Annotated in this window: 25 protein-coding genes; 8 read left to right on the top strand and 17 right to left on the bottom strand. The window is 63.9% G+C overall.

What is annotated here, in order from left to right:
* Positions 1-4 precede the first annotated feature (4 nt).
* The 5 genes from AB7G19_RS13600 to AB7G19_RS13580 form a co-directional block, all read right to left on the bottom strand.
* Positions 5-811, bottom strand: coding sequence for an SDR family NAD(P)-dependent oxidoreductase (locus AB7G19_RS13600; RefSeq protein WP_247303232.1), 807 nt, complete (start codon positions 809-811; stop codon positions 5-7).
* A gap of 22 nt (positions 812-833) precedes the next feature.
* Positions 834-2126: a TRAP transporter large permease gene (locus tag AB7G19_RS13595; RefSeq protein WP_208087830.1), complete on the bottom strand. Its 1293-nt coding sequence runs from the start codon at positions 2124-2126 to the stop codon at positions 834-836.
* Complete coding sequence (locus tag AB7G19_RS13590) at positions 2117-2665, bottom strand: TRAP transporter small permease (RefSeq protein WP_014493779.1); 549 nt, start codon at positions 2663-2665, stop codon at positions 2117-2119. The genes AB7G19_RS13595 and AB7G19_RS13590 overlap by 10 nt, the downstream gene beginning before the upstream one ends.
* A gap of 62 nt (positions 2666-2727) precedes the next feature.
* Positions 2728-3699 (bottom strand): TRAP transporter substrate-binding protein, encoded by a 972-nt coding sequence (locus AB7G19_RS13585; protein WP_071911867.1) that lies wholly within the window; start codon positions 3697-3699, stop codon positions 2728-2730.
* A gap of 21 nt (positions 3700-3720) precedes the next feature.
* A complete protein-coding gene (locus tag AB7G19_RS13580) occupies positions 3721-3879 on the bottom strand; it encodes a hypothetical protein (protein ID WP_161495946.1) in 159 nt (52 codons plus the stop codon).
* A 429-nt stretch (positions 3880-4308) separates the two neighbouring features.
* Here AB7G19_RS13580 and AB7G19_RS13575 point away from each other — a divergent pair, with 429 nt between their 5' ends.
* Complete coding sequence (locus tag AB7G19_RS13575) at positions 4309-5091, top strand: cyclase family protein (RefSeq protein WP_071917324.1); 783 nt, start codon at positions 4309-4311, stop codon at positions 5089-5091.
* Positions 5092-5095: 4 nt separating this feature from the next.
* Here the strand turns inward: AB7G19_RS13575 and AB7G19_RS13570 are convergent, their stop codons facing one another.
* The 6 genes from AB7G19_RS13570 to AB7G19_RS13545 form a co-directional block, all read right to left on the bottom strand.
* The gene (locus AB7G19_RS13570; protein ID WP_259256673.1) at positions 5096-5824 is read right to left on the bottom strand and encodes a Crp/Fnr family transcriptional regulator; all 729 of its coding nucleotides are present in this window, start codon (positions 5822-5824) and stop codon (positions 5096-5098) included.
* 282 nt (positions 5825-6106) lie between these two features.
* Positions 6107-6232: a hypothetical protein gene (locus AB7G19_RS13565; RefSeq protein ID WP_256461316.1), complete on the bottom strand. Its 126-nt coding sequence runs from the start codon at positions 6230-6232 to the stop codon at positions 6107-6109.
* An 83-nt stretch (positions 6233-6315) separates the two neighbouring features.
* Complete coding sequence (locus tag AB7G19_RS13560) at positions 6316-7029, bottom strand: helix-turn-helix domain-containing protein (protein WP_071911865.1); 714 nt, start codon at positions 7027-7029, stop codon at positions 6316-6318.
* A 127-nt stretch (positions 7030-7156) separates the two neighbouring features.
* Entirely contained in the window at positions 7157-8260 is a 1104-nt protein-coding gene (locus tag AB7G19_RS13555) for an ABC-type transport auxiliary lipoprotein family protein (RefSeq protein WP_354130614.1), read from the bottom strand.
* A gap of 3 nt (positions 8261-8263) precedes the next feature.
* Positions 8264-9031 (bottom strand): ABC transporter ATP-binding protein, encoded by a 768-nt coding sequence (locus AB7G19_RS13550; RefSeq protein WP_354130615.1) that lies wholly within the window; start codon positions 9029-9031, stop codon positions 8264-8266.
* Between the two features lie 2 nt (positions 9032-9033).
* Positions 9034-10170: an ABC transporter permease gene (locus AB7G19_RS13545; RefSeq protein WP_354130616.1), complete on the bottom strand. Its 1137-nt coding sequence runs from the start codon at positions 10168-10170 to the stop codon at positions 9034-9036.
* A 176-nt stretch (positions 10171-10346) separates the two neighbouring features.
* Between AB7G19_RS13545 and AB7G19_RS13540 the strand changes: the two genes are divergently transcribed.
* Both AB7G19_RS13540 and AB7G19_RS13535 read left to right on the top strand, forming a co-directional pair.
* Positions 10347-10622 carry a hypothetical protein gene (locus AB7G19_RS13540; protein ID WP_208087837.1) on the top strand — a complete coding sequence of 92 codons (276 nt, stop codon included), beginning with the start codon at positions 10347-10349 and terminating at the stop codon, positions 10620-10622.
* Complete coding sequence (locus AB7G19_RS13535) at positions 10623-11105, top strand: phage holin family protein (RefSeq protein ID WP_354130617.1); 483 nt, start codon at positions 10623-10625, stop codon at positions 11103-11105.
* A 9-nt stretch (positions 11106-11114) separates the two neighbouring features.
* Here AB7G19_RS13535 and AB7G19_RS13530 read toward each other — a convergent pair whose 3' ends face one another.
* Both AB7G19_RS13530 and AB7G19_RS13525 read right to left on the bottom strand, forming a co-directional pair.
* Positions 11115-13808: a bifunctional acetate--CoA ligase family protein/GNAT family N-acetyltransferase gene (locus AB7G19_RS13530; RefSeq protein WP_354130618.1), complete on the bottom strand. Its 2694-nt coding sequence runs from the start codon at positions 13806-13808 to the stop codon at positions 11115-11117.
* 69 nt (positions 13809-13877) lie between these two features.
* Positions 13878-14717: a universal stress protein gene (locus AB7G19_RS13525; RefSeq protein WP_354130619.1), complete on the bottom strand. Its 840-nt coding sequence runs from the start codon at positions 14715-14717 to the stop codon at positions 13878-13880.
* Positions 14718-14900: 183 nt separating this feature from the next.
* On the opposite strand from AB7G19_RS13525, the gene AB7G19_RS13520 reads away from it, so the two are divergent.
* From AB7G19_RS13520 to AB7G19_RS13510, 3 genes are all read left to right on the top strand, one after another.
* Positions 14901-16424 carry an AAA family ATPase gene (locus tag AB7G19_RS13520; RefSeq protein WP_354130620.1) on the top strand — a complete coding sequence of 508 codons (1524 nt, stop codon included), beginning with the start codon at positions 14901-14903 and terminating at the stop codon, positions 16422-16424.
* Between the two features lie 25 nt (positions 16425-16449).
* Positions 16450-17424, top strand: a complete 975-nt coding sequence (locus AB7G19_RS13515; protein WP_071911849.1) for a CHAD domain-containing protein — start codon at positions 16450-16452, stop codon at positions 17422-17424.
* Between the two features lie 92 nt (positions 17425-17516).
* Positions 17517-18245: a CBS domain-containing protein gene (locus AB7G19_RS13510; protein WP_354130621.1), complete on the top strand. Its 729-nt coding sequence runs from the start codon at positions 17517-17519 to the stop codon at positions 18243-18245.
* A gap of 18 nt (positions 18246-18263) precedes the next feature.
* Here AB7G19_RS13510 and AB7G19_RS13505 read toward each other — a convergent pair whose 3' ends face one another.
* From AB7G19_RS13505 to AB7G19_RS13495, 3 genes are all read right to left on the bottom strand, one after another.
* Positions 18264-18722, bottom strand: a complete 459-nt coding sequence (locus AB7G19_RS13505; RefSeq protein ID WP_441256270.1) for a RidA family protein — start codon at positions 18720-18722, stop codon at positions 18264-18266.
* A 21-nt stretch (positions 18723-18743) separates the two neighbouring features.
* Entirely contained in the window at positions 18744-20435 is a 1692-nt protein-coding gene (locus AB7G19_RS13500) for a benzoate-CoA ligase family protein (protein WP_441267862.1), read from the bottom strand.
* Between the two features lie 151 nt (positions 20436-20586).
* Entirely contained in the window at positions 20587-21096 is a 510-nt protein-coding gene (locus AB7G19_RS13495) for a MarR family winged helix-turn-helix transcriptional regulator (RefSeq protein ID WP_231142628.1), read from the bottom strand.
* Between the two features lie 260 nt (positions 21097-21356).
* On the opposite strand from AB7G19_RS13495, the gene AB7G19_RS13490 reads away from it, so the two are divergent.
* Together AB7G19_RS13490 and AB7G19_RS13485 are read left to right on the top strand one after the other, a co-directional pair.
* Positions 21357-22532 carry an ABC transporter substrate-binding protein gene (locus AB7G19_RS13490; RefSeq protein WP_063982087.1) on the top strand — a complete coding sequence of 392 codons (1176 nt, stop codon included), beginning with the start codon at positions 21357-21359 and terminating at the stop codon, positions 22530-22532.
* Positions 22533-22559: 27 nt separating this feature from the next.
* Positions 22560-23015: a cupin domain-containing protein gene (locus AB7G19_RS13485; RefSeq protein WP_007601580.1), complete on the top strand. Its 456-nt coding sequence runs from the start codon at positions 22560-22562 to the stop codon at positions 23013-23015.
* A 9-nt stretch (positions 23016-23024) separates the two neighbouring features.
* On the opposite strand, the gene AB7G19_RS13480 is transcribed toward AB7G19_RS13485, so the two are convergent.
* Entirely contained in the window at positions 23025-24275 is a 1251-nt protein-coding gene (locus AB7G19_RS13480; protein WP_063982086.1) for a flavin-dependent oxidoreductase, read from the bottom strand.
* Positions 24276-24360: the final 85 nt, after the last annotated feature.

Genomic DNA, 24360 nt, shown 5'->3' with positions numbered 1-24360 from the left:
CGCCCTATTTGTGCAGCTGGGTAAGGCCGGTCGGCGGCCCGTCGACCGCGGTCCAGCCGCCGTCGACGAACAGCGTGCTGCCGCTGACATAGCTCGCGGCATCCGAAGCGAGATAGGCGACCGCCGTCGCGACTTCGTCGGCGCTGCTCCAGCGGTTGAACACGGTGTGGCCGGCATAGAGATTGTAGATATCGGGCCGCTGCTTGAACGGGCCGGTCAGCGCGGTCTCCGCAATGCTCGGCGCGATCGCGTTGACGCGGACGCCGGCGTGGCCGACCTCTGAAGCAAAACCCTTCACCAGCAGGCCGATCGCCGCCTTGGTCGAGCCATAGACGCCAAGACCGGGCTCGATGGTCACCGCGCGCACCGAGGAGCAGGCGATGATGCTGCCGCCCTTCTGCTCGACCATGATGCGGCCGAAGGCCTGGAAGAACCAGACGGTGCCCTTGATGTTGAGGTTGAGGACACGGTCGAGATCCTCCTCGGTGTAGTCGAGGATGGTCTTGCGGATGTTGAGCCCGGGCGTCGTCACGGCGATGTCGAGCCGTGAGAATTTCTGCATCACGATCTTGGCGAGCGCATTGACGTCCGCAGCGCTCGCGGCGTCGCAGCTGGCTGCTTCCGCCCAGCCGCCCTTGTCGCGAATGCCGGCTGCCGTCGCCTCGGCGGCGTCAAGCGCGCGATCTGCGCAAACGACGCGGGCGCCGAGCCCGGCCAGCGCCTCGGCCGACGATTTGCCGATGCCCGAGGCGGCGCCGAGCACCACGGCGGTCTTGCCGGTGAGATCGAAGAGCTTGCGATAGTCAGTCACGAACGGATTCTCCCTGTTGCTGCTATCCCTTGTAGCCCATCAGCAGGCGGGGCAGCCACAGCGAGAACGCGGGGACGTAGGTCACGAACATCAGAGCTGCGATCAGGGCAGCATAGAACGGCAGGATGGTGCGCATCACCGCCCCCACCGAGATGCCGCCGATGGCGCAGCCGACGAACTGCGTCGTTCCGACCGGCGGGGTGTTCAGCCCCAGCGCGCAGTTGATCAGCATCAGCATGCCGAACTGCACGGGGTCCATACCCGCCTTCATCGCGATCGGCAGGAAGATCGGGGTGCAGATCAGGATGGTCGCCGCCATGTCCATGAAGGTGCCGAGCACAAACAGGATGACGTTGATGAGCAGGAAGATGACCCAGGGTTGCGAGGACACCCTGCTCATCAAGTCACCGGCGAAGTCGGCGACCTCGTAGAGCCCCATCAGATACTGGAACATGGTGGAGACGCCGATCAGCAGCAGCACCACGCCCGTCGTCTTCACGGCCTTGGCGGCAGCCCGCAGGAAGTTCGGCAGGGTCATGGTGCGGTAGATGAAGAAGGTCAGCAGGATCGTGTAGGTGACCGCGACGGCAGCGGACTCAGTTGCAGTGAAGACACCGGACAGGATGCCCGCCAGGATGATGCCGACGATCAGAAGTCCGGGCAGCGCGGCTGCGAACGAGCGGAAAACCTCGGCCCAGCCCGGGAACTTGCCGGCCGGATAGCCGCGCTTCACCGCGACCGCGTAGGCGGCGACCAGCATGCACACCATCAGCACGATCGCCGGCAGAAGTCCGGCGGCGATCAGCGCGCCGATCGAGACCTTGCCGCCGGCAGCGAGCGCATAGATGATCATGTTGTGGCTGGTCGGCATCAGCGCTCCGACCAGCGAAGCGTGGGTGGTGACGTTGACGGCGTAGTCGGTGTCGAACCCTTCCTTTTTCATCATCGGGATCATCACCGCGCCCATCGCCGACACGTCGGCCACAGGCGAGCCGGAGACGCCGCCGAACAGCGTGCAGGCGACCACGTTCGACATGCCGAGCCCGCCGCGGATGTGCCCAACGAGATTCTTGGCGAGCTGCACGATCTTGTCGGCGACGCCGCCATGCAGCATGAGCTCACCGCTGAAGACGAAGAACGGAATGGCGAGGAAGGAGAAGATGTTCATCCCCGACATCATCTGCTGGAAGATGACTGCGACCGGCAGGCCTTCGTAGAGGATGGTGCAGATCGCCGAGAGGCCGATCGCGAAGGCGACGGGTACGCCGAGGATCAGGAAGCCGAAGAAGGTCGCGCCGAGAATGATCAGTTCCATGAGGGGACGACCTCTTCGCCGCGCAGGAGCGCAATGATGTGCTCGATTGAAAAGGAGACGATCAGGACGCCGGAGGCGATCAGCGGGACGTAGCGGATGACCTCGGGGAGCCCGAGATTGGGGATCTTCACGGTTCCGACCGACGCTCCGAGGATCCAGCCGTTATAGGCCATCGCAATGCCGAACACGGCCACCAGAACGTGGATCACGAGCTCGATCTTCTCTCGCAGATGATCCGGAAGCATCACCAGCAAACTGTCCATGCCGATGTGTCCGGCGTCGCGAACGCCGACGGCGGCGCCGATCAGCGTGACATACAGGATCAGGACCAGCGCAAGGTTCTCCGTCCAGGTCGGGCTGGAATTGAGCACGTAACGTCCGAACACCTGGTAGAACACGATGGTGACGATGACGAGCAGGCCGGTCACGGACAGATACATGCCGAGGCGAGCAACGACGGCATTGATCCGCGACAGCAAGCCGGTCGACGGTCGGCCGGTTACCTCCTGCTCGTGGCTTGCGACATGTGGGTCTGTCATCGGCGTCTCCTTGCGGGGGTCCGGCGCCGCCTCGCGGCGACGCCGGACCCGACGCTGTGGCCCTACTTCGTGTCCTGGATCCGCTTGACGAGGCCCTTCAGCTTTTCGTCACCTGCGAACTTGTCGTACACCGGCTTCATCGCGTCGACGAATTCCGCCTTGTTGGCGATCGTGACGACCTGAACGCCGGCCGCCTCGACGGTCTTGCGCGAGGCCTGCTCACGCTCGTCCCAGAGCTTGCGCATGACGGGCACCGATTCCTTGGCCGCCTTGCGGACCATCGCCTGATCCTCCTTGCTCAACGTGTCCCAGACCGTCTTGGACATCACGAGAACTTCCGGCGCGAGCGAGTGCTCGGTGACGTTGTAGAACTTGGCGGCCTCGAAGTGACGCGAGGATTCGTAGGACGGCCAGTTGTTCTCGGCGGCGTCCACGAGGCCGGTCTTGAGCGCGGTATAGACCTCGCCATACGGCATCGGTGTCGGGTTGGCGCCGAGGCTCTGGATCATGCCAACCCAGAGGTCGGACTGCTGGACGCGGATCTTCAGGCCCTTGAGGTCGGCGAGCGATTTGACCGGCGCCTTGACGGTGTAAATGGACCGGGCGCCGCTGTCGTAATAGGCAAGGCCGATCAGGCCCGCGGGCGCCATGGACGCCAGGATTTCGTCGCCGATCGGACCATCGAGAACCGTGCGCATGTGCTGGGTGTCCCGGAACACGAAGGGCAGGCACAACGCGATGGTCTCGGGCACGAAGTTGTTCAGCGGCGATGCGTTGATCCGCATCATGTCGAGCGCGCCGATCTTCAGCTGCTCGATGGTGTCCTTCTCCGAGCCCAGGGCTCCGTTGGGAAACACCTTCACACCGAGCTTGCCGCCGCTCGCGGCTGCGAGCTGCTTGCCCATGAACTTGACGGCTTCGACGGTCGGATAATCGGCGGGGTGGATGTCGGCCGAACGGAAATCGCGTGCGGTCGCCAGCGGCGCTGAGACCGCCAGTACGGCGGCTGCGATGATACCGGTGAGTGTCTTCATCTGGGTTTCCTCCTGAGTTGATTATGTTGTCGTTGGGCCGATGCTGCAGGCCGCCTTGGGTCGCTCCACTTCAGGTGTAAAGTCAAGCGTTACAAACGCACCACCTTGGTAGGATTGCGCGGCGGAGTCGAGCGGATTTGACTGGTGGATGATCACGGCGAGGAAAGGTGCGAGCTTCATCGCGCCCTCTCCGGCGGGGACTTGCGCGGCAGGTGCCGGCTTCCCTTTAATCCCGCCTCGCCGTCGGCCAATGCCGGACGCGAGGTGACGATGCTCGTCATATCCATGGACGTTCCTCTGGTTTTAGAATCGACCGCTATTGGTTGCGGCTTGGAGGTGCAGACGTGACGGTCGCCCCATCCTTGTGCGATGCGCGCTGATCAGCGCGATGTCGCCAACGTCGTCCCTAGGGCGGGCGGCATTCTGAGTCCAAGCCAAATCCGGCATCGATCAATGCTGGAGTTGCATCGATCGATCATGCATCACTTCGAGGGCGCGACCGGCGAATGGCCCCCTTTTTCCGAAATCGCCTGCACCGGGGCGTTACTTGACGCCACGGGTGGAGCCCGCCCAAGATGCACCGAAACGGAACATCGCGAGGAAATGCCCATGCCGCGGAAGCTGATCGATATTTCCGTGCCGCTCAGAAACGACGTGACGGCCGATCCGCCGGGCAATCACCCGACGATCCAGTATATTGATCACCAGCAGGGCCTGCCCCGCATGCTGCAGTTCTTCGACGGCCTCAAGGCGGAGGATTTGCCGGATGGCCAGGGCTGGGCGGTCGAGCAGGTCTCGCTGTCCACCCACAACGGCACGCATCTCGACGCGCCCTGGCACTTCCACCCGACCATGAATCGCGGCGAGCGGTCATGGACGATCGACGAGGTGCCGCTCGAATGGTGCCTGCAGCCCGGCGTGAAGCTCGACTTCCGCCACCTGGCCGATGGGTACGTGGTGACTGCCGACGATGTCGAGAAGGAGCTGAAACGGATCGGGCACACGCTGTCGCCGCTGGAGATCGTGGTCGTCAACACCAGCGCCGGCGCCAAATTCGGCCAGGCCGATTACGTCAACTCCGGCTGCGGCATGGGCTATGAGGCCACCATGTACCTGCTCGAACGCGGCGTGCGGCTGACCGGCACCGACGGCTGGAGCTGGGACGCGCCGTTCGTCTACACCGCGAAGAAATATGCCGAAACAAAAGATGCCGGCCTGATCTGGGAAGGTCACAAGGCGGGACGACACATCGGCTATTGCCATCTCGAGAAGCTGCACAATCTCGACAAGCTGCCGTCGACCGGATTCACGGTCTCATGCTTCCCGGTGAAGATCGAGCGAGCGTCCGCAGGGTGGACCCGAGCGGTCGCCATCGTCGACAATCAGGTCTGAGGCCTCACTCGCCGTTGAGGCCGCTCTCGGCGAGGTCGTGCAGCGCATCGGTATCCAGCACGACGATGGCGCCGTGCTCGAGACGAACCCAGTTGCGGCCGGCCCAGGCGCGCAATTGCTTGTTGATGCTCTCGCGCGTCATCCCCACCATCTCGCTGATCTCCTGCTGCGTGATGGCGAGCGTGCCGCTGCCGGAGTCGAACTTGCGCTCTTCGGTGAGACCGAGCAGCGCGCTCGCAAGCCGGCCCGGCAGATTTTGCAGGATCACCTGCTCGACCTGCTGGCTGGTCCAGCGCAGGCGCGCGCAAAGCAGCTCGATGAACTTCATCGCCAGCGCCGGCTGGCTCTTCACGAATGGCAGGAAGTCGCGACGGTCGATGATGTAGAGTTCGCAATTGGTGTTGGCAGTCGCGTCGGCCGAGCGCGGCGCGCCGTCGAGAACCGCGATCTCGCCAAAGATTTCTCCAGGACCGATCAGATTGAGAATAGCGTTCCTTCCATCCGGCGAAGAAGAGGAAATCTTCACTGTTCCCGTGATCACCGCGAACAGGTTGTTGCCGGGATCGCCCTTGGCGGCGATCGTCGCACCGCGTTTCACCGTGGTGTGCTTGGCGTAGCGGCAGAGCTGATCGAGCGCATCTGGCTCCAGATCCGCGAAGATCGGGTGCTTGCGCAGGACCGATAATTTGTTGCCCGCCGCTTGTCGGGGGTCGCCGGTCTTGTCCTGAGGCACGCCGCTCGGCTCCTAAGACTGCGAGGCACTGGAGTTCCTGCGTAGTCAACGTTAGCAGGCTTTTCAACCGGAAAGCATGTGCACGGTTTGAGCCAAATACGGCGAAAATGCCGCGGTCGGGCGCAAAGGCGGCATCCGGGGGATGAGCCAATGTGTCCCGGTCGATGCAGAGTTGCAGCTATCGCGCGCACCATTGCGTTGAGGCGCTGCCGAACGGCCGCGAGCTGGCCGTGGAAGCCTCCGCGGCAAGCACGGTAAAACGCGATTGTGATCTCGGGACCGTCAGTGCTTGGCGTCCGAATCGGGCCGACCTGCGCTGGTTTGCCGGTCTGCCCATGCCAAGGCCCCGGCGAATGTGACAAAAACGACCACGACAGCGATCGTCACCAGCAGTGCGTCAGTCGGCATGATGCCCTCCCCTGTTATTTTGGGCATTATTGGCGGCGCACGACCGCCGTCATTGATTGGGATCAAAATAGGCGAGCGCCGGATCAGGCCGCAGCCAAGGCCTCGACCTTCGCCGGATCGAGCAGGCTGATGCCGCCATGAACGATCTCGATCACCCCATGTCGCTCCAGCTTGGTGAAGGTGCGACTGACGGTTTCGATGGTCAGGCCGAGATAATCGGCAATGTCCTGACGACTCATCGGCAGCTGAACCGTGTCCGACGCCCCCTTCAGCGAGAATAGCCGCTCGCGCCAGGCGAGCAGAAACGTCGCGACTTTCTCGTCCGCCGATCGGCGGCCGAGCAGGACCATGTGGTCGCGCGCCTGGCTCAACTCGCGAATCGCCAGCTCGTTGATCCGCCTGAGGAGATGCGGCCGGCTCTCGACGAAGCGGCCGAAAGGCGCCTTCGCGAACTGGCACACGGTGACGCCACCGATCGCATCCGCCGAAAAATTGTGACGGCCGGAAATATTCATCCCCAGGAAATCGCCTGGTAACGCAAATCCCACGATCTGTCGCCGGCCGTCGGGCAACAGCTTGTAGAGCCGCATGACGCCGTCGAGGAGATTGTAGAACGAGGTCGTGCTGTCCTCCTCGGAAAAGACGGTCTCGCCCCCGTCAAAGAGGACGCGGCGCCCCAGATGCTCGAATTCCCTGAGCTCGGCCGGGTCCAGCGACGAGCACACCGCGAAGTCGCGGACCGCACAATCGCTACAAAAATGCCCGTTCGGCTCGATCGTCACCACGGAAGCCTTCATCTACCGCTCCAAGCACCGGCTGCCCCGCATCAGGCCGAGCCCACCGCGCGGGCTGCATTTTACTGCACTGCGCCAAAGCCGATTGACCCAGATCAATTTTGGCGGGCATGGCCGTCTTGTGCTGTTGCTAGACCGCCTGCACCGTCCAGCCGATCAGCTCCTTTGCAATGCGGGCGAAAGCTGTGTCGAACGCTGCGACCGCTGCGGCCGGCTCGACCTTGTCAAGCTTCTCGCTGGTCTCGACGAGGCGCGACGCCACCACCTTGCCGTTCTTGTCGACGATGCGTGCCGACAGTCCAATCTCGACCCGAGCCTCGCCTTCCGTGGCGATCCGGAAGCGCCTGATGTCGATCAGAAGCTGGTAGTCCGCCTGGCCGAGATCGCTCGTGCGTAAGGGCGCGTGGGCGATGTCGTAATTCTCAAAACTGTCGATCAGCCGCGCCTGCACCAGCTTCGGAATGCTGTCGGCCCAGAGGAATTCGGCAAAGCCCGGATTATCCCCGCTGGGTGCAAACAACATGCGCTGGGTCTGGAGCATCGCGACCGCGGTCGGCTCGGGAATCGCCAGTGACGCCGAAAGCGTCTTGCCGGCCGGCCCAAGATTCTGCGGCGTGCGCAGGTCATAGGTGATCTTCTGCGCCGGCGTCCCGCCGCCGGTCATCTTTTCCAGGCCTGCCAGAATACCGTCGATCTTGCCGGTGTTGCGCGCGAGCCCGTCGGAGAATATCTTGAGGTTCGCGATAGTGTCCTTCAGCGGACCGGAATTGTCCTCCAGCACGGTGTCGACCCGTCGCAGCGCATCGCGCGCAGCCTGCGTCATGCTCTGGCCTGCACCGGCATCGGCGACCAGGGTCACGGGCTCGCCGGCCTTGGCAACGATCATGCCGCCCTCCAGCGTCACCACCGGCACGCCGGTCAGCCCCTGGAAATCCAGCCCGACCTTGGTGTCGGTACGCACGGGTGTCGTCGAGGCAACCGAGATCGTCGCATTGACGAAGCGCGGATTATCCGGCGCGAGGCCGATCTGCGTCACCTCGCCGACCCGGATGCCGTTGAACAGCACACCGGCACCGACCAGCAGACCCGGCACCGGACCCTGGAATTGCACATGATAGTTCGCGCGCGGCCCGATGCCGCCCGTGTTGTTCAGCCAATAGACGAAGCCGAACACCGCAAGGATAGCGGCCAGCACGAAGCTGCCGATCAGCACGTAGGGAGCCCGGGTTTCCATGTCTCATCTCATCTCGTGTTGCAGCATCTGCGAGCGCTTGCCGTGGAAATAGGCGCGCACCCAGGGATGCTCGGATTGCAGCAAATCGCGCATCGGACCGATCGCCACGATCTTGCCGTCGGCGAGCGCGGCGACGCGGTCGCAGACCGTGGTGAGGCTCGCAAGATCATGGGTGACCATGAACACGGTGAGGCCGAGGGTCTTCTGCAGCGTCCCGATCAGCGCGTCAAAATCGCCGGCGGCAATCGGGTCGAGACCGGAGGTCGGCTCGTCCAGGAACAGGATCGGCGGATCGAGCGCGAGTGCGCGGGCCAGCGCCACGCGTTTGGTCATGCCGCCCGAGAGCTCGGACGGATATTTGTCGGCGTCCTGCGCTCGCAACCCGACCATCTCGAGCTTGGCGATGGCGATCTCGTCCATCAGCTCCTGCGACAGCACGAGATTTTCGCGGAGCGGAAACTGCACGTTTTGACGAACTGTCAGCGAGGAGAACAGCGCACCCTGCTGAAACAGGATGCCCCACGTCTTGGCCGCGCCGTCCTTGCGGCCACCGATCGGCCGTCCCATGACTTCGATGCTCCCGCCCTGGCGCGGGATCAGGCCAATGATGGTGCGCATCAAGACCGACTTGCCGCCGCCGGACGCACCGACGAGCCCGAGGATTTCGCCTCGGCGGACGTCGAGCGACAGATGGTCGAGCACAGTCTGGCGACCGAAGCCGACCACGAGGTCGCGAACGCGGATCGCCAATACCTCTTGCGATTCGTCCATTGTTACATTCCGATCGAAGCGAAGAAGATCGCGAACAGGCCGTCGAGCACGATCACCAGGAAGATCGACTTCACCACCGACGTGGTCGTCTGCCGCCCGAGCGATTCAGCGCTGCCCTTCACGCGCAATCCTTCGCTGCAGGCGACGATCCCGATCACCAGAGCCATGAAGGGCGCCTTCAGGATGCCGACCTCGAAATGGGTGACGGAGATGGCCTCATGCAGCCGCGCGATGTAGATCGCCGGCGCCATGCCGCCGTAGAACTGCGCGACCAGCCCTCCACCATAGAGCGCCGCAACCGCCCCAATGAACGCGAGGATCGGCAGCGCGATGACGAGGGCTGCTACTCGCGGCAGTATCAGGACATGGACGGGATCGAGGCCCATGGTCGAGAGCGCATCGATCTCCTCGCGCATCTTCATCGAGCCGAGCTCGGCGGTGTACGCGCTCCCCGAACGTCCTGCGACCATGATGGCGACGATCAGCACACCCAGCTCGCGCAGCACCAGGATGCCGACCATGTCGACAGTGTAGGACTCCGCACCGAATCTGCGGAAATGAAAGAACCCCTGCTGGGCGATGATGGCACCGATCAGGAAGGTAATGAGAACGACAATCGGAATGGCCTGCCAGCCGATCCGGTAGAGCTGATAGACAAGCGATGTCAGCCGCAGCGAGCGTGGCCGGCGCAGCACGCCGATCACGGCGATGAACAATGCACCCAGCATTTGAAGAAAGATCGTGACGTCTTCGCGCGCGCCAACCGTAGATTTGCCGAGATCGCCGAGCCTGAGCAGAATCGGGTTTGGCGCGGCCGCAACCGCCGGGGGGTGGCGGTTGACCTGACGCACCTCATCCATCAGGCCGCTGAAATGATCGGCAACGCCGACGAATTCGGCCGATCTGCCGGATGATGCGGCCCGTCGCGACAGCTTCTCCAACACCCAGGCGCCGAGCGTGTCGAGCGCACTGACGCCGGACATGTCCAGCGTCACGGCGCTGGATCGATCGACATCCGCTCCGACCGATCGGGACAGCGTTTCGAGCGCCGAGACGTTGGCTGCCGTCCACGGCCCTTCCGGGCGCAATTTCAGCGCATCGCCGGAGGGCGTTGCCAGCAACAGCGGTTCGGAGTTCACGCTTCCACCTCATCGGGACAATTGGCCCCCATTCAGCCGCCACTTCTAGGCCAGCATGTGGCGGCCGGGTTGACCTGTCTCAACACCAGGACCGCGCGCCGTCCCTTGACGCAAATCAAGCGCGGCCGCGCCGCCGGGCCTTAGGGTCGCTTCCATTCAAGGGAGTTCTCAAATCCATGTTCAACAGCGACAGGATGAGCGAAGAACTGCGAGCGTTGAAGGTTGACGTCACGCGTCTGCTGAGCACCGCAGGCGAAGAGATGTTCGACAGCTCGAAAGACCGGGCCGAGGCTCTGGCCGATCAGATCAAGGCCGCGCTTGCCGAGCTCGGAGAAACCGTCAGCGACGAGCAGGAGCAGCTTCAGCGCCTCATTGTGGAACGCCCGGTCACATCGCTCGCCTCCGCTTTCGCACTCGGCGTCGTCGTCGGCGTCATGCTGAGGAGACATTAAGTGAATACCGAGAATGTCGTCAAACATCTGCGCGTGCTGTGGCGCGCGGACAGGATCATCGCGGACATCAAGCTGCGCCATCTGTTGATCGGCCTCGGCCTGCGGGCCTTCGCGGCCCTGATCGCGACATTCGGGCTCCTGATGCTGGAGCTGTCGGCCTATTTCGCGCTGGTCCAGATCTGGAGCGCAATTGCGGCGGCTGCCATCCTCGGCGCCGTCAATTTCGCCATCGCGGCGGTTCTCTTCGTCGTTGCCGGCCGTCCTCCATCCGGCCGCGACATCGAGCTCGCCAATGAAATTCACGGCGCATCCATCGAAGCCTTGCAGCTCGAGGCGCGGGCGCTCCAGGCCCAGGTGTCAGGCGCGGTCCATCATCCGCTCAGCACAATTGTGCCGGTGCTGGTGCCGCTGATCGCGATCATCGTCAAGAGTCTGCGGAAAACGGCCACGGAATCCGCCGCATCGCGCGAAGCGCACTCGTGATCGGAACGCTCAGAGCTTGAGCCTGACGTCACAGAGGTCGGGCTCGGTCGAATCCGGCTTCACGTCGAAGCCGAGCTGGCGGCACATCTCAAGCATTGTGGTGTTCTCCCTGAGAACATCGCCCGAGATGGTCTTCAGCCCCTCCGACCTCGCATAGTCGATGATCAACTGCATCAACGCCCATCCGAGCCCCCTACCCTTGAGGTCCGACCGCAGCAGGATCGCATATTCGCCGCTCTCATAGACCGAGTCCGAATGGAGCCGGACCACGCCGACCATCTCGCCGGTCGCTTCGTCGAATGCGATGAAGGCCATTGCGCGGGCATAATCGAGCTGGGTCAGGCGCGCGATGAACTCGTGGGTGAACTCCTTCATCGGCGCGAAGAAGCGCAGGCGGAGGTCGTGCGCCGTGACGTGACGCAGGAATTCGTGGATGGTCGGCTCGTCCTCCGGACGCAAGGGCCGTACGAAGATGCGCCAGTCATCCTTGAGCGCCAGCCGGCGCTCCCACTGCGACGGATAGGCCCGGACGGCGAAGTTGGCCGGGCCGGAGCCGGCAAATTTGCGCTGCGGCGGCCCCACCGCGACGCGGGCGTCGACCGCGGTCACGCCGGTCTCGTCCGCAAGCAGTGGGTTGATGTCGAATTCCCGGATCTCGGGAATGTCGGCGGCCATCTGGGCGAGCTTGACCAACACCATCGCGACGGCGTCCGGCTCGACCGCGGGTACGTCGCGATAGGCCTTCAGCAGCCGTGATACGCGCGTGCGGCCGATCAGGTCGCGGGCGAGTTGCAGATCGAGCGGCGGAAGCGCCAGTGCCTTGTCGTTGATGATCTCGACCGCCGTCCCGCCCCGGCCGAAGACGACAACGGTGCCAAAGGTGGGATCGTCGGCAAGACCTAGGATCAGCTCGCGCGCCTTCGCCTTGACGACCATCGCCTGCACGATGACGCCCTCGATGCGGGCTTCGGGACGGAGCTTCCTCGCCCGCGCGAGAATGTCGGTGGCAGCCGCGCGCACGGCCTCCGGCGTGGTCAGATTGAGGACGACGCCGCCGACGTCCGACTTGTGGACGATGTCGCGCGACATGATCTTCAGCACGACTGTGACGCCCTGCGCGAACATCTCGCTGGCGCAGGCGACGACTTGCTCGACATCGGTCGCAGCACGGGTCGGTACCATCGCGATGTCATAGGCTCCGAGCAGGTGCTTGATCTCGATGGGCTCGAGCCATTTGCGGCCGTCCGCGATCGCAGCGGCGACGATCTGCCTGGCAGCTCGGGCGTCAGGCACGAACGTGTCGGGCATCGCGGGAGGAACCTGGCTCAGCTCCTCTACGACCTCGCGATGCCTCACGAGATGCATGAAGCCGCGCACCGCGTCATCTTCGGTCGGATAATTCGGAATGCCCGCGCCGGAGAGCGCCTGAACGATGTTCTGATCGGCTCCAACCCAAGCCGCCAGCACCGGCTTCGCCCATCGACGCTGCTTCTCGCGATATTTGCGGACGAGCTCCGTCACGGTCGCGGCGATGTCGGCCGCCGGGGCGATCGCGGTCTGCACGTTGAGGACGAGGACGGCATCATTATCAGGATCTGCGAGCAGCACCTCCAGTGCGGCCGCGTAGCGCGATGCATCGGCATCACCGACGATGTCGACGGGATTTGCACCCGACCAGGTCGGTGGCAGCACTGCATCGAGGCTCTTGCGCGTCTCAGCCGAGATGGGCGCCGGGATTCCACCAAGGTCCACCAACCGATCCACGGCCAAGACGCCGATGCCGCCGCCATTGGTGAGGATGGCGAGACGCTTTCCCGCCGGCGGTTCAACGCGACCGAGCGTCTCGGCGCAATCGAACAGCTCGCGCAGATCGGAGACCCGCAGGACGCCCGCACGGCGGAACGCGGCGTCATAGACGGCGTCGGCGCCGGCGAGCGCGCCGGTATGGGTTGCCGCCGCTTTGGCACCCTGCGCCATGCGGCCGGACTTCACCACGACGACCGGCTTGACGCGCGCCGCGGCCCGTGCCGCCGACATGAACTTGCGCGCGTCCTTGATGGCTTCGATGTAAAGCAGGATCGCGCGGGTCTTGGGATCCATCGCGAAATGATCGAGCAGGTCGGCAATATCGACATCGATCTGATCGCCGATCGTGACAATGCCGGAGAACCCAACGCCGCGCTGCGCAGCCCAATCCACCATTCCGGCCGCGATCGCGCCGGATTGCGAGATCAGCGCGAGGTTGCCCGCCCCCGGCATGTGCGCGGCAAAGCTTGCATTGAGGCTGACGCCCGGCATCATGATGCCGAGGCAGTTCGGCCCAATCAGCCGCATGCCGTATTTGCGTGCAGCAGCGATCGCGGCCTCGTGCAGGGATCCCGGTCCGTGACCGAGGCCCGCCGAGACGATCAGCGCGCCGGCCGAGCCGCGACGTCCGGCCTGGTCAATGATGCCGGGAACCTCCCGCGCCGGCGCGGTGATGACCACGAGCTCGGGCACGAAGTCCAGCCTGTCCAGACTGCCCACCGCAGCGATGCCGCCGATCTCGGCATGGCGCGGATTGACGAGGCCGAACCGACCCTTGAACTCGGCTTTGTGAATGTTCTCGAGAACGGCGCGTCCGACCGAGACCGGGCGGGCGCTCGCGCCGACGAGCGCAACCGAACGCGGCGACAGCAGATTCTTCAAGCGATAGGTTGACATGAAAGCAAATGCGCCCGGTCGGTGGCGGTTCCGATGATTGACAATTAGGCCGATAAACTGGCGATGCGCCTAGTGCGAGATCATAACCCAGCACGGCGGCTGGCCAATGACAGTCTTTGTCACACCACCCCAAACGATCTCGTTCAGGCGTGAATGATGGTAGGCGCCCATCACGATCGCATCCACGGCATGGGAATTAGCCCAGCTTCCGAGCACCTTGCCGATCGAGCTGCCGCCGCCCTTCGTCGTTTCGAACGAGGCGTAGACCCCGTGTTCCCTCAGATGATCGACGAGCGCGGTTCCGGATTGCACGATGGCATCGGTCTTGTCGTCCGCCACCGTGACCACCCGGACGGATGAAGCAGCCTGAAGAATGGGCAGCGCGTCGCCGACGGCCCGCGCGGCGCGGGCGGAGTGATCCCAGGCGATCATGACGTTCTCGAACTCCGGTCGCAGCTCGTCCACATGCTGTTCCGGGCAGAGCAGCAGCGGCCGGCCGGATTCGAACAGGAGCGTTTCGATGATGCGCTCCGTCTGACTGTCATGCGGCCTCACGGGGACCAGCGTCAGATCGCTGAAGCGCGCATGCTCGGCCAGGATCGACGCGATCTGGTCCGCGGGCACCTTGCCCGATCGGCTTTGGGCGCGAATGTTGGCGCGGGAGGCTGCATTGGTGAAGGCGTTGAGGAGTTGCTGCACGTCGCTTACCTCACGCGAACCGCTCGCCTCCGCGGAATCCAGATCGCCAGGGATGATGACCTTCGGCCGCACGAAAACATCTTCCTCGAGCGCGAGCGCGGTGATCCTGGCGCCGAGGTCGGCGGTGACAGCCACGCATGTCGCGATCGCGGCGAGGGCCGGTCCGCGCGGTTGGCCGACAAGCGGCAGAAAGACATCCTTGATGGGCATCGGGATTCTCCTTACCGGTTAGGATAAGCCACCTTTCGCCGGGAAGCTTGATCCTCCTCAAGGCGGGAACACCGCGCAGCCAGCCGACGACAGGCTTTGACCGATGTCAAGGACTGGCCCCGATCCGCCTCTAAGGATTAGCCTGCTGCCTCACCGCTGACGCATCTGGAAATGCCTGCTGAGATGACAGACGATTCTGCAATCCAGGAACGGGTCTTCGAAGCTCTAAACGCGCGTCCTGGCGTAAAGCGGATCAACACCCACGCAGCGTCGGTGTTTCTCGACGGAACGCGCGCCCTGAAGATCAAGCGGGCTGTCAAGTTTCCATTCCTCGACTATTCGACGCTCGAAAAGCGCGAGGCGGCCTGCGAAGAGGAGATCAGGATCAACCGGCCGCTCGCGCCGCAAATCTATCACCGCGTCGTGGCGATCACGGAGGAGCCGGATGGATCGATCGAGATCGACGGTGGCGGCCGGCCGGTCGAGTATGCGGTCGACATGTCCCGCTTCGACGAAAACCGGACGCTGGACCGTGTGGCCAAAACCGGCCCGCTGGATGCAGAGCTCGCCCCGGCCATCGCGGATGCGATCGCAGCATCGCATGCGAGAGCGCCGGTCGCGGACGGCACCGCATGGATTGCCTCCATTCCTGCGCTGATCGATGGCAACAGCACCGGGCTGCGCAATGGCGATCATTTCGAAGCCGCCCAGATCGAGCAACTCTGCGAAGCCTCACATCAGGCATTCCTGCGCGTCCGCGCTACACTGGAAGAACGCGCGCGCCACGGTTTCGTGCGCCGCTGTCACGGCGACTTGCATCTTGCCAATATCGCGTTGATCGATCGGCAGCCTGTCCTGTTCGACGCGATCGAATTCGACGCGCAGATGGCGACCGTGGACGTGCTCTACGATCTTGCGTTCACGCTGATGGACCTGCTGCGCCATGACCAGTCGGCCACGGCCAATGCCGTCCTGAACCATTATCTGATGACGGCGCCCGGCGAAACGCTCGACGCCCTGGCTGCGCTGCCACTGTTCATGTCCATTCGCGCGGCGATCCGTGCGCAGGTGGCGCTGGCGCGGCTGAGACGGCCTGATGCCGACGGCCCCGGCACTCTCGACGAGGCGCGCCGCTATTTCGAGCTCGCCCGGGCTTTGATTCATCCCCCCGCCCCTCGCCTGATCGCGGTTGGCGGACTGTCGGGTACCGGCAAATCCGTGCTCGCGCGCGCGCTGGCGCCCGCCGTGGCACCACAGCCGGGCGCCGTCGTGCTGCGCAGCGACGTCATTCGCAAGCAGCTGTTTCAGGTGGGACACACCGAACGGCTACCGCCGTCCACGTACCGGCCTGACGTGACGGCGCAGGTCTACGAGGTGCTGATGCAGCGCGCCCGGCAGGTTCTGGCGCAAGGCCATTCGGCAATCGTCGACGCCGTCTTTGCGCGCGAGTCCGAGCGAGACGAGATGGCCGCCCTGGCCCACGAGTGCGGCGTACCGCTCAATGGACTATTCCTCGTCGCCGACCTCGCCACCCGCCAGGCGCGAATCGGCGGCCGCCGGGGCGACGCGTCCGACGCCACGCAAGAGGTTGCCGCGCAGCAAGAGCACTATAATATCGGCCATGTCGGTTGGGCGACCATCGATGCATCCAGGACACAAGCGCAGACGCTCCAGAATTGCCGGGACGTAATCGCTGAGGGCAAATAGGGCAATCTGATTGGCGCGGGCTAGGATGGCGCGACCCACCACGAGTTCGATGGCGACCGCTCGCGCCAAGCCTGCGGCGCGGCGCAATGTTCTGCCCGGCCGCCTCAGCCCTGGCATGGCCTGCGACACCGCGTTCCGGATCATCGCCCGCCGTCACCTCGATGCCGTCCTCGCCCAGCACGATGGCACCTGCCACGGCGATCCCGAGGCGCTGCATCAGATCCGGATCGCACTGACGCATCTGCGCACCGCCATCCGCTTCTTCTCGCCCATGGTCGACGATGCCCTGCGGCCGAATGTCTGGGCCGAACTGAAATGGCTGAACAGCCAGCTCGGCATGGTGCGCGACCTCGACGTGGCGATCGAGCGGGTTATCGCCGAGAGCGGGGGCGAGCTTGATGTGATCGCCGAGCTCCAGCATTGGGACGAGAAGCGCGCCGAGAGCCACCGCCTGCTGGCGCGCGCGCTGCAATCGGCGCGGTATCGCCGTCTTGTCGAGCAGACCTCGGCCTGGATCGAGAGCGGTCCTTGGTCGACCCGGCGCAGCAAGGAGGCCATCCGATTGCGCCGTTGCCCGCTTGCCGACCACGCGACGGCGCAGCTTACGGAATGGGAAACGACGCTGCTCAGGAAGGCGCGGAAACTCCGCAAGCTCGACGTCGAAAAACGGCACAAGCTGCGGCTCCTCAACAAACGGCTGACCTATTCGATCGAATCGCTAGAGGATTTGTTTGCAGACGAATCGCTGACCAAACAGAAGTCGATCCTCAAGCAATTGCGCAAGGCGCAGAAGTCCCTCGGGCAATTGAACGACGATGCACGAGGCCAAACCCTGGCAGCGTCGCTGAACGAGGCCGTCCCCGAGGCGGGCATTCGCTTCCTCAACCGGAAGCGCCAAAAGAAGCTGTTGCGGACCGCCTCGAACGCTTACCGGAAACTGGACAAGGCCAAGCCGTTCCGCTCCTCCGACCTCGCCCCGAATGCAGAGCCCGAGGATTAGGTGCGGACCAGCTTGACTTGGGTCAAATCAGCTTCCTGCCGGTGCCCTAAGCTCCACACATCGATATTCGTGTGAACTTGCGGAGCTTTCCCATGCGCGCCCACCAGATCATGACCCGCTCGGTCATCTCGGTTGCCCCCCACACCAGCATCGTCGAGGCGGCAAACATCATGCTGAAGCGGCACGTCAGCGGCCTCACCGTGGTCGACGATGCCGGCAAGCTGGTCGGCGTGGTCTCCGAGGGGGATTTCGTCCGCCGCAGCGAAATCGGCACCGGTCGCAAGCGAGGCCGCTGGCTGCGGTTCATCCTCGGCCCCGGCGCATCCGCCAGCGATTTCGTCCACGAACATGGCCGCAAGGTCTCGGAGGTGATGACCGCCTCGGTCGTGACCATCACCGAGGATACGGCGCTCGCGGAAATCGTTGATCTCATGGAACGGAACAACGTAAAGCGGCTGCCGGTGGTGCGCGGCGACAAAGTCGTCGGCATCGTCTCGCGCGCGAATTTATTGCAGGCGGTGGCGGGGCTCGCCCGCGAGGTACCGGATCCGACGGCCGACGACGATCACATTCGCGGCCGTATCATCGACACCATGGAGAAAAACGACTGGTGCCCGTTCGGACTGAACGTCATCGTCCGGGACGGCATCGTTCATCTCAGCGGCGTCATCACCGAGGAACGCGCGCGTCAGGCCGCCGTCGTCGCGGCGGAGAACGTCGAGGGCGTCAAGAAGGTGCACGACCATCTGTGCTGGGTCGACACTGTATCGGGCGTCTATATGAATTCGCCCGAGGACGACGATCTCGCCAGGGCCAGTTAGGCGCGAACCGAAGGCGACTTAGCGGGGAATGACAGCGGTGGCTTCGATCTCGACGCGCGCCGCCCTCTCGACGAGGCGGACGACCTGCACCAGCGCCATCGCAGGATAGTGCGCACCGAAGGTGGCACGGTAGCTCTTGCCGAGCTCCCTCAGGTTCGCCAGGTATTCGTCCATGTCGACGACGTACCAGGTCAGGCGCACGAGGTGCTCGGGCCGCGCACCCGCCTCCGCCAGTATCTCGGCGATGTTGCTCAGGGCTTGGCGCACCTGCGCGACAAAGCCCTCCGCGAGACGCTCCTCGACGTCCCAGCCGATCACGCCGCCGGTGACGACGATGCGTCCCTCGGCGGCCATGCCGTTGGCATAGCCTTTCGGTAGCGGCCAGCCGGACGGTTGGAGCACCTGCGCCCTGGAGCCGGTTTCGCCCTCGGCTGCTGTCGGCAGCACCGCGAGGTGCGGGCCTTTCGGCGTCGTCACGGACAATTCTTCATCCTTCTCTTATTCCGCCGCAACGCCAGAGGACGTCGCTGCAGCCTGCGCCAACTGCCGCAGGGCAAATCGCTTCAACTTGCCGGTCTCGGTCTTCGGCAGTTGCGCCACGAACTCGATCGCGCGCGGATATTTGTAAGGCGCAATCTCACGTTTGACATGCTCCTGCAACTCCGCTGCGAGCTGAGCGTCCGGCGTCACACCGGGGGCGGCGATGACATAAGCCTTCACGATCATGCCACGCGCCTCGTCCGGCGCACCGACGACGCCGCACTCGGCTACGGATGGATGCGTCAGCAGCGCCGCCTCCACATCCGTGCCCGCGATGTTGTACCCGGCTGACACGATCATGTCGTCGGAGCGCGACTGGTACCAGAAGTAGCCGTCGCTATCCATCAGATAGGTATCGCCGGTGATGTTCCAGCCGTTCTGGACGTATTTGCGCTGCCGCTCGTCGGCGAGATAGCGGCAGCCGGTCGGGCCGCGCACCGCGAGCCGCCCCATCGTGCCCGGCGGCAGGTCATTGCCGTCGTCATCGACGATTTTTGCTTCGTAACCCGGCACGGGTTTGCCGGTTGCGCCGGGACGGATCTCGTCCACGGTCGCGCTGATGAAGATGTGCAGCAGCTCGGTCGAACCGATGCCGTCCATCAGCTTGATGCCGGTGGCCTTGAGCCAGGCATCGAATGTCGGCTTGGGGAGGGTCTCGCCCGCAGAGACGCACTTTCGCAGCGAAGAAATGTCGCGACCCGCGAGCTTGCCGATCATGGCGCGATAGGCGGTCGGCGCGGTGAAGCAGACCGAGGTCTTGTATTGCTCGATCGCCGTCAGCATGTCGTCCGGCGTCGTCTTCTCCAGCACGACGAAGGAAGCGCCGATATGCATCGGAAACAGCACGCCGCCGAAGCCGAAGGTAAAGGCGAGCGGCGCTGAACCGACGAAGCGATCCTTCTGCTCCGCCCTCAAGATGTTGTGCGCATAACCGTCGCAGACGGCCAGCATATCCCGATGGAAATGCATGGTGCCCTTGGGATCGCCCGTCGTGCCCGACGTGAAGGCAATCAGGCAGATGTCATCGGCGGCGCTATCGACCGCCTTGAACTCCGGGCTCGCATCAGCAATCAGCGCCTCGAGCGAGTCCGACGCGCCGTTGCCCCAATAGACCACGTGCTTGAGACCGGGCGCCGCCGCTTTCGCCTTCTCCATCTCCTCCGAGAGTTTTCCATCGCAGAGCGCGAGCGTAATCTCCGCCTTCTGGATCGGATAAGATAGTTCCTTGGCGCGCAGCAGAGGCATGGTCGCCACGACGATGCCGCCAGCCTTGATCACCGCGAGATAGGTCGCAACCATCATCGGATTGTTGGCGGAGCGCAGCAGCACGCGTCCGCCGGTTACGAGACCAAGCTTGCGAACCAGCACGTTGGCGATGCGGTTCACGAGCGCTTGCAGCTCGCGATAGGTGTAGCTGACGGCCGGACTGATCACGCACGGCGCGTCGCCGTGGCCCTGCTCGACCCAGCGGTCGAGAAAATAGCTGACGCAGTTCAATCGCGGCGGGTAGTGCAGCTCCGGCCGCGTGAAGATGAATTCGGGCCAGAACTCTCGCGGCGGCAGATGCTGCCGTACGAATGTATCGACGTGGGCTGTCGCGGCGTTGCCGTCATACGAGCCCGACTCTTGAGCCTTAGCGGCGTTGGCCATCGCACGTTCCTTTCAGCATGGAAAGCACCCGGCAGCATCATATGGGAAACATTTTAGGCTTAAAACAATTCGGCGCAATAGCGGATTTTGGGCATCCCATGCATTTTCCTGCGGCAAGGTGGTGGGACTGGCGGGGTGCCCCGCCGGCGGACTACGGCCGGCGGCGAGCGGCCGATTTCTGCGCCGACGCCTTTGTCTTGGCCAGGAGCCGCATCAATTCGCGGACGTCCTTCGGGGTCAGGTCGGCGAAGAGATCGGCGATCCAGGTCTCGTGCTCCGCAGCCATCCTGCGAAACTCGGCGCGACCCAGCTTTGTGAGGCGGATCACCTGGACGCGGCGGTCCGTCTCCGAGGTGCGCCGGTCGAGATGGCCCGATTCCACCAGCCGTTCGACGAGGCCGGTGACGTTGCCGTTGGACACCATCATGCGCTTGGAGACGTCGGACAGCGTCATGCCATCGGGCGCCTTGTCGAGCTGCGCCATCAGGTCGAACCGGGGCAGCGTGACGTCGAAGCGCTGTCGCAGGCGGCCACGGACTTCGCCTTCGATCAGGGTCGTGCAGGTGAGCAGACGCAGCCACAGCCGAAGCTCTTCGGCGTGGTCCTCCGGCGTCTCGACGGCCTTGGTCTCGGAATCGAGCATCTCGATGCAGTCACTCATGGCCGGCCTTGGCGCCAGCACGGATTCCCCAACGTTTTGAGCTTCAAATAAATCGGCCCCGGCCGCAAGCCTAAAGCTGCAACAAACGACCGCACTCAAATTTCTTTAGGCTTCAAATAACTGGCGCGCCGCTTGCATGCGCCACTGCCCGCAGGATGGCCCCGCCTTGAGCTTGCTTGCCGCGGCCGCCATCATCGGCATAAGCTTGAATTGGAGTACCCGGCTTGCTGCGCAGGCCCGATCGTCACGGGGGACACATCATGAAGACGCAACTGACCTTGGCCGCTGCCGCCCTGCTGCTCGGCACCGCAGTGAGCCCTTCCTTCGCCCAGGAGAAGATCAAGCTGGGCGTGGTCGTGACCCTGTCGGGCCCCGCCGCCGCGCTTGGCCAGCAGGTCCGCGACGGCTTTGCGCTCGCCGTGAAGGATCTCGGCGGCAAGATGGGGGGCCGAGATGTCGAGGTGATCGTCGCCGATGACGAGTTGAAGCCCGACGCAGCGGTCACGAAGGTCAAGGGCCTTCTGGAGCGCGACAAGGTCGACTTCGTGGTGGGCCCGATCTTCTCCAACATCCTCCAGGCGATCCACCGCCCCATTACGGAGTCCAAGACGTTCCTGATCAGCCCCAACGCCGGCCCATCGACTTTCGCCGGCAAGGACTGCAACCCGTTCTTCTATGTGACGTCGTATCAGAACGACCAGGTCCACGAGATCCTCGGCAAGGTCGCGCAGGATCGCGGCTACAAGCGCATGTATCTGATGGTGCCGAACTATCAGGCCGGCAAGGATTCAGTGGCGGGCTTCAAGCTCGACTACAAGGGCGAGATCGTCGAAGAATCCTACATGCCGCTGAACACGCTGGACTTCCAGCCGGAACTTTCCAAGATCTCGTCGCAGAAGCCCGATGCGCTGTTCACGTTCATGCCGGGCGGCCTCGGCGTCAATCTCGTCAAGCAATACCGGCAGGCCGGCCTCGCCGACACTATTCCGGTGCTCTCGGCTTTCACGGTGGATGAATCGACCTTGCCGGCGCAGCAGGATGCGGCCGTCGGCATGTTTGGCGGCGCGAACTGGGCGCCCAATCTCGACAACCCCCAGAACAAGAAGTTCGTCGCGGCCTATGAAGCCGCCTACAACGTCGTGCCCGGCACCTACGCTTTCCAGGCCTATGACGCCGCGATGCTGATCGACAGCGCGGTCAAGGCCGTGAAAGGCGATCTCTCGAACAAGGATGCGGTTGGGGCTGCGCTGAAGAAGGCCGACTTCACCTCTCTGCGCGGCGCCTTCAAGTTCAACACCAACGGCTATCCGATCCAGGATTTCTATCTGACCAAGGTCGCCAAGCGTGCGGACGGCAAGTTCCAGACCGAGATCGTTCAGAAAGTCTTTGAGAACTATGGCGACCGCTATGCCAAGGACTGCAAGGCGGCAAACTAAGCCGCACCGCATTACGGGAGGACTGCAATGAAAAGCGAAATCACCGGCATCACACGGGCCAATGAAGGGATCCAGGGCATTTCCTGGAACATCCTCGGCCAGACCTACGTGCCGAAGAGCAATACCGAGCACAGCTTCTCCTGGCACGCGACATTGCCGCCGGGCACATTCGTGCCGCCGCACATCCATCCCGACCAGGATGAGTATCTCTACATGCTCGAGGGCAAGCTCGACTTCATGCTCGGCAATTCGGAGTCGCAGGCGACCGCGGGCGATCTGATCCGCCTCGGCATGGGTGTGCCGCACGGCATCTTCAACAAGTCGGAGCAGACCGCAAAGGTGCTGTTCTGGGTGTCGCCGACCCGCAAGCTGTTCGACCTGTTCTGGGGCCTTCACAATATGAAGGAACAGAAGCCCGAGGACGTGGTGGCGATGGCCGCCGAGTTCAACATCCACTTCCTGCCGCCGCCGCCCGGCGGCTAGCAGCGAGTCCTAAGCGCGCACCGCCGCCAGACCCGGCACTGCGGCGAAGCCGGCCTTGGTGGCGTAGCCGCGGACGATCGCCTCGCGCTGGGAATAGCTCAGCACGTTGTCGACGTTGTCGAAGCCATCGGGCGCAAGCTGCTCGACTGCGTCGATGACGCCCTCGGGACCGCCGCGCCGGTTGGATCGGACGATGTCAGCGGTCATCGGCAGACGCTTCTTCTCATATTCAAGCAAAGCCTGGCGCGGATGCTCGGCGCGCACCAGCGCATCGGCAAGGCAGCGCGCGTCGAGGATCGCCTGAGATGCGCCGTTGGAGCCGACCGGATACATCGGATGCGCGGCGTCACCGAGCAGCGTAACGCGCCCGGACGACCAATAAGGCAAGGGATCGCGGTCGCAGGTCGGATATTCGTAGAATTCCGGCGTTGCCGAGATCAGGCTCTTGACGTCGATATAAGGCACCGAGAAGCGCGCGACATGCGGCATCAACTCCTCGCGCCGGCCGGGCCGCGACCAGTCTTCCTTCCGGGGCGGCGGGGCATTACCTTCGCCGACCTTCACCAGCACCGCCCAGTTGGTGAGACGGCTCGCCGGGCTCGATCCCTCTGCGATCGGATAGATCACCACCTTGGCGTTGAGGCCGCCGGCCACGATCATCGACTTGCCGGTGAGGAACAGCGGCCAATCGCGCGCACCGCGCCATAGCATCAGGCCGTTCCAGCACGGCGGTCCCTCGTTCGGGAACAGCGTGTCGCGAACGCGTGAATGGATGCCGTCAGCGCCGATCAGGATATCGCCGCGCGCAGTATGGATGTGCGCGCCCGAGCGGTCGAAGAAATAAGCGGTGACGCCGCCCTCGTCCTGCGTGAAGGCGCCGAGGCGGCAGCCGGTGTGAATTGCCTCCGGCCCGAGCCGCTCCTCGACGGCGCGATGGATGACGCCCTGAAGGCGGCCGCGGTGAATCGAGAATTGCGGCACGTCATGGCCGGCGTCGATGCCGCGGGCTTCACGCCAGACCTCCTGGCCGTGGCGATTGAGGTAATAGAGCTGGTCGGTGCGGATCGCGACGTCGTCGAGCTGCTGGAGGAGACCGAGGCCGGCAAGCTCCCGCATCGCATGCGGCAGCGTGTTGATGCCGACGCCGAGTTCGCGGATGGTGTCGGCCTGCTCGAAAATCTCGCATCCGATGCCGCGCGAGCGCAGCATCAATGCCGTGGTGAGACCACCGATACCGCCACCGACGACAATCGCCTTCATCGCCCTTACTCCACTCGAAAATACGCCAGGCAATGGGGTTAAAGTCGCACGGGCGGTCACTCCGCCGCAAGCGGCTTTGTCGCCT

Origin of the sequence: Bradyrhizobium sp. 215_C5_N1_1, from assembly GCF_052075935.1 — a bacterium.
Lineage (GTDB): Bacteria > Pseudomonadota > Alphaproteobacteria > Rhizobiales > Xanthobacteraceae > Bradyrhizobium > Bradyrhizobium barranii.
Note: the sequence above shows the minus strand (reverse complement) of the source record. Positions and strands in the feature narration are given on the sequence as shown.

Coding starts and splice junctions, on each gene's coding strand:
- AB7G19_RS13480 (WP_063982086.1), bottom strand. CDS start 24,275: ATGAAGGCGATTGTCGTCGGTGGCGGTATCGGTGGTCTCACCACGGCA.
- AB7G19_RS13575 (WP_071917324.1), top strand. CDS start 4,309: ATGCCGCGGAAGCTGATCGATATTTCCGTGCCGCTCAGAAACGACGTG.
- AB7G19_RS13500 (WP_441267862.1), bottom strand. CDS start 20,435: ATGGCCAACGCCGCTAAGGCTCAAGAGTCGGGCTCGTATGACGGCAAC.
- AB7G19_RS13520 (WP_354130620.1), top strand. CDS start 14,901: ATGACAGACGATTCTGCAATCCAGGAACGGGTCTTCGAAGCTCTAAAC.
- AB7G19_RS13510 (WP_354130621.1), top strand. CDS start 17,517: ATGCGCGCCCACCAGATCATGACCCGCTCGGTCATCTCGGTTGCCCCC.
- AB7G19_RS13525 (WP_354130619.1), bottom strand. CDS start 14,717: ATGCCCATCAAGGATGTCTTTCTGCCGCTTGTCGGCCAACCGCGCGGA.
- AB7G19_RS13595 (WP_208087830.1), bottom strand. CDS start 2,126: ATGGAACTGATCATTCTCGGCGCGACCTTCTTCGGCTTCCTGATCCTC.
- AB7G19_RS13540 (WP_208087837.1), top strand. CDS start 10,347: ATGTTCAACAGCGACAGGATGAGCGAAGAACTGCGAGCGTTGAAGGTT.
- AB7G19_RS13495 (WP_231142628.1), bottom strand. CDS start 21,096: ATGAGTGACTGCATCGAGATGCTCGATTCCGAGACCAAGGCCGTCGAG.
- AB7G19_RS13530 (WP_354130618.1), bottom strand. CDS start 13,808: ATGTCAACCTATCGCTTGAAGAATCTGCTGTCGCCGCGTTCGGTTGCG.
- AB7G19_RS13555 (WP_354130614.1), bottom strand. CDS start 8,260: ATGGAAACCCGGGCTCCCTACGTGCTGATCGGCAGCTTCGTGCTGGCC.
- AB7G19_RS13565 (WP_256461316.1), bottom strand. CDS start 6,232: ATGCCGACTGACGCACTGCTGGTGACGATCGCTGTCGTGGTCGTTTTT.
- AB7G19_RS13580 (WP_161495946.1), bottom strand. CDS start 3,879: ATGAAGCTCGCACCTTTCCTCGCCGTGATCATCCACCAGTCAAATCCG.
- AB7G19_RS13515 (WP_071911849.1), top strand. CDS start 16,450: ATGGCGCGACCCACCACGAGTTCGATGGCGACCGCTCGCGCCAAGCCT.
- AB7G19_RS13485 (WP_007601580.1), top strand. CDS start 22,560: ATGAAAAGCGAAATCACCGGCATCACACGGGCCAATGAAGGGATCCAG.
- AB7G19_RS13560 (WP_071911865.1), bottom strand. CDS start 7,029: ATGAAGGCTTCCGTGGTGACGATCGAGCCGAACGGGCATTTTTGTAGC.
- AB7G19_RS13590 (WP_014493779.1), bottom strand. CDS start 2,665: ATGACAGACCCACATGTCGCAAGCCACGAGCAGGAGGTAACCGGCCGA.
- AB7G19_RS13585 (WP_071911867.1), bottom strand. CDS start 3,699: ATGAAGACACTCACCGGTATCATCGCAGCCGCCGTACTGGCGGTCTCA.
- AB7G19_RS13490 (WP_063982087.1), top strand. CDS start 21,357: ATGAAGACGCAACTGACCTTGGCCGCTGCCGCCCTGCTGCTCGGCACC.
- AB7G19_RS13550 (WP_354130615.1), bottom strand. CDS start 9,031: ATGGACGAATCGCAAGAGGTATTGGCGATCCGCGTTCGCGACCTCGTG.